Annotated in this window: 2 protein-coding genes; both read left to right on the top strand. The window is 72.9% G+C overall.

Annotation, left to right across the window (positions count from 1 at the left end; all coding sequences use genetic code 11):
* A partial coding sequence (locus V7053_RS18330; protein WP_334173693.1) for a bifunctional aldolase/short-chain dehydrogenase occupies positions 1-1,781 on the top strand: 1,781 nt, incomplete at its 5' end.
* A complete protein-coding gene (locus V7053_RS18325; protein ID WP_334173692.1) occupies positions 1,778-3,307 on the top strand; it encodes a rhamnulokinase in 1,530 nt (509 codons plus the stop codon). The genes V7053_RS18330 and V7053_RS18325, both read left to right, overlap by 4 nt.
* Positions 3,308-3,489: the final 182 nt, after the last annotated feature.

Raw genomic sequence — 3,489 nt, 5'->3', positions numbered from 1 at the left:
AGGACGAGATGGTCGCCGCGTTCGACTACTGCCTGCACGGCAAGGGCGGTGCCGCGCCGTCGATCGACACCGCGATGCACGGCCTGGTCGACGCCGCCCATGTGGACCACCTCCACCCGGACTCCGGCATCGCGATCGCGACCGCGGCCGACGGCGAGGCCCTCACCGAGAAGATCTTCGGCGGCAGGGTCGTGTGGGTGCCGTGGCGCCGCCCGGGCTTCCAGCTCGGCCTGGACATCGCGGCGATCAAGGAGGCCAACCCGCAGGCGGTCGGGACCATCCTCGGCGGCCACGGCATCACAGCCTGGGGCGCGACGAGCGAGGACGCGGAGGCGAACTCGCTGTGGATCATCGCCGAAGCGGAGAAGTACATCGCCGAGAACGGCCGCCCGGAGCCCTTCGGAGCGGCCCTCCCAGGCTACGGAGCGCTGCCGGAGGCCGAGCGCCGAGCGAAGGCTGCCGCCTTGGCCCCGGTGATCCGGGGCCTGGCTTCGATGGACCGGCCCCAAGTGGGCCACTTCACCGACGACGAGCGGGTCCTGGACTTCCTCGCCTCCGCCGAGCACCCGCGTCTGGCCGCGCTGGGCACGTCGTGCCCGGATCACTTCCTGCGCACGAAGGTCAAGCCGCTGGTCCTCGACCTGCCCGCCGACGCCGGGATCGAGGAGAGCATCGCGCGCCTTAAGGAGCTGCACGAGGCGTACCGCGAGGACTACGCGGCGTACTACGAGCGGCACGCCAGCCCGGACTCGCCCGCGATGCGCGGCGCGGACCCCGCAATCGTGCTGATCCCCGGCGTCGGCATGTTCTCCTACGGCAAGGACAAGCAGACCGCCCGGGTCGCCGCGGAGTTCTACCTCAACGCGATCAACGTCATGCGCGGCGCCGAGGCCATCTCGACCTACGCCCCGATCGACGAGGGCGAGAAGTTCCGCATCGAGTACTGGGCGCTCGAGGAGGCAAAGCTCGCCCGCATGCCCCAGCCCAAGTCGCACGCGACCCGGATCGCGCTCGTGACCGGGGCGGCGTCGGGCATCGGCAAGGCCATTGCCACGCGCCTCGCGGCCGAGGGCGCGTGCGTCGTCATCGCCGACCTCGACCTCGAGAAGGCCCAGGCCGCGGCCGCGGAGCTGGGGACCACCGACGTCGCCGTCGGCGTCCGCGCGGACGTGACCGACGCCGCCCAGGTCGCCGCCGCCGTTGACGCCGCCGTGCTCGCCTTCGGCGGGCTCGACCTCGTCGTGAACAACGCGGGCCTGTCCATCTCCAAGCCGCTCCTGGAGACGAGCGAGAAGGACTGGGACCTCCAGCACGACGTCATGGCGAAGGGCTCGTTCCTCGTCTCCCAGGCCGCCGCGAAGGCCATGATCGCCCAGGGCATGGGCGGGGACATCGTGTACATTTCCTCGAAGAACTCCGTTTTCGCGGGCCCGAACAACATCGCCTACTCCGCGGTCAAGGCCGACCAGGCCCATCAGGTGCGCCTGCTCGCGGCCGAGCTCGGCGAGCACGGCATCCGCGTCAACGGCATCAACCCCGACGGCGTCGTGCGCGGCTCCGGGATCTTCGCAGGCGGCTGGGGCGCCAAGCGCGCCGCGGTCTACGGCGTGCCGGAGGAGGAGCTGGGCAAGTACTACGCCCAGCGCACGCTGCTCAAGCGCGAGGTCCTGCCGGAGAACGTCGCGAACGCGGCCGCGGTCCTGACCAGCAACGAGCTCTCCCACACCACGGGGCTGCACATCCCCGTCGACGCCGGCGTCGCCGCCGCCTTCCTCCGGTGAGCGAGCAGTCCCGGCCGCAGCGGGTGTTCGCAGCGGTCGACGTCGGGGCGTCCTCCGGGCGCGTCATCCTCGCCACGGTTTCGCCCCATGACGGGGAGAACAGCGTCGCATCCGGCGCCGCGCCCGGCACGGCTGGTACGGCTGGCGGCGCCCCGAGGGTCGGGCTCGAAATCGTCCACCGCTTCCCCAACGGCGTGCTCGACGACGGGGTGAACAGCGACGGCGCGACCGTGCTCCGCTGGGACGTGTGCGCGATCTTCGCGGAGGTCCAGACCGGCCTCGCGAAGGCTGCCGAGCTAGCGTCTTCACGCGGGCTGCGGATCGAGAGCATCGGCATCGACACGTGGGCGGTCGACTACGGGCTCGTGGACCCCGCCGGGCGCCTCAAGCTCCCGGTCCACGCCTACCGGGACTCCCGGACCGAGGCCACGGTCCCGCTCGTGCACGGCGCGGTCGCGCCCGAGCGGCTCTATGCCGTCACCGGGCTGCAGTTCCTGCCGTTCACGACGCTCTACCAGCTCGCGGCCGAGCCGACCCTCGAGGGCCTGCAGGCGCTCCTGATCCCCGACCTGCTCGCGTTCTGGCTCACGGGCGCGCGCCGCACGGAGGAGACGAACGCTTCCACGACCGGGCTGCTCGATGCGTCGACCGGAACGTGGTCCGCGGAGCTGTTCTCCGCGCTCGGGCTGCCCGAGGGCCTTTTCCCCGAGCTCATCGCGCCGGGTGAGGCGTACGGGACGCTCCCCCCGACGGTCGCGCAGCGCTCCGGGCTCCCCGCCGAGACGCCCGTGGTGGCCGTCGGCTCGCACGACACCGCATCCGCCGTCGCGGCGGTGCCTGCCGCGCCGGGGGAGGACGTCGCGTACATCTCCTCCGGCACCTGGTCGCTCGTCGGCGTCGAACTCGACGCTCCCGTCCTGACGGCGGCCAGCCGCGCTGCGAACTTCACGAACGAGCGCGGGGTCGACGGCACCATCCGGTATCTTCGCAACGTGGGCGGCCTGTGGCTCCTGAGCGAGTGCCAGCGCCAGTGGGCGGCGGAGGGACTTGACCTCCCGCTCGAGCGGCTGCTCGCGGACGCCGCGGCGCTCCCGTCCGGGGGCCCGCAGGTCGACGCCGACTCAGAGGAGTTCATCGCCCCCGGCGGCATGCCCGCACGGATCGCGGCGGCCGTCGAACGCCGCGGAGGGACCCTCGCGAGCGGGCCGGCCGCCGTCGTCCGCTGCATCCTCGACAGCCTTGCCGCCGCGTACGCCCGGACCCTCGCGCAGGCCCAGGCCCTCTCGGGGCGCCGTCCGCGCTCCGTGCACGTGGTCGGCGGGGGATCGCAGAACGAGCTCCTGTGCCGCCTCACCGCCGAGGCGACGGGCCTGCCCGTGCTCGCGGGCCCGGTGGAGGCGACCGCGCTCGGCAACGTGCTCGTCCAGGCCAGGGCAGCCGGGGCCGTCACCGGCGCCCTCGACGCCCTGCGCGCCGCGGTGCGGGCAAGCGCGGAGCCCCGGGAGTACGCGGCCGTGAGCGCCTAGAACCCTCCCGTTGCGCCGTCACCTCCCCAGGGTGGGGGCCTCCCGTTGCGCCGTCACCTCCGCAGGGTGGGGGCCCTCCGGATTCCCCAGCATCCGGTTTCCCCCGGTTCCGGGTTCCCCAGAATCAGGTGTCATCCTGGCCGTCCTCCGCCGCCGTCAGCGCTACGCAAGGCAGTTCGCGG

It is taken from the genome of Sinomonas sp. (assembly GCF_036848755.1).
Lineage (GTDB): Bacteria > Actinomycetota > Actinomycetes > Actinomycetales > Micrococcaceae > Sinomonas.
This window is presented reverse-complemented; position numbering and strand designations above follow the sequence as displayed.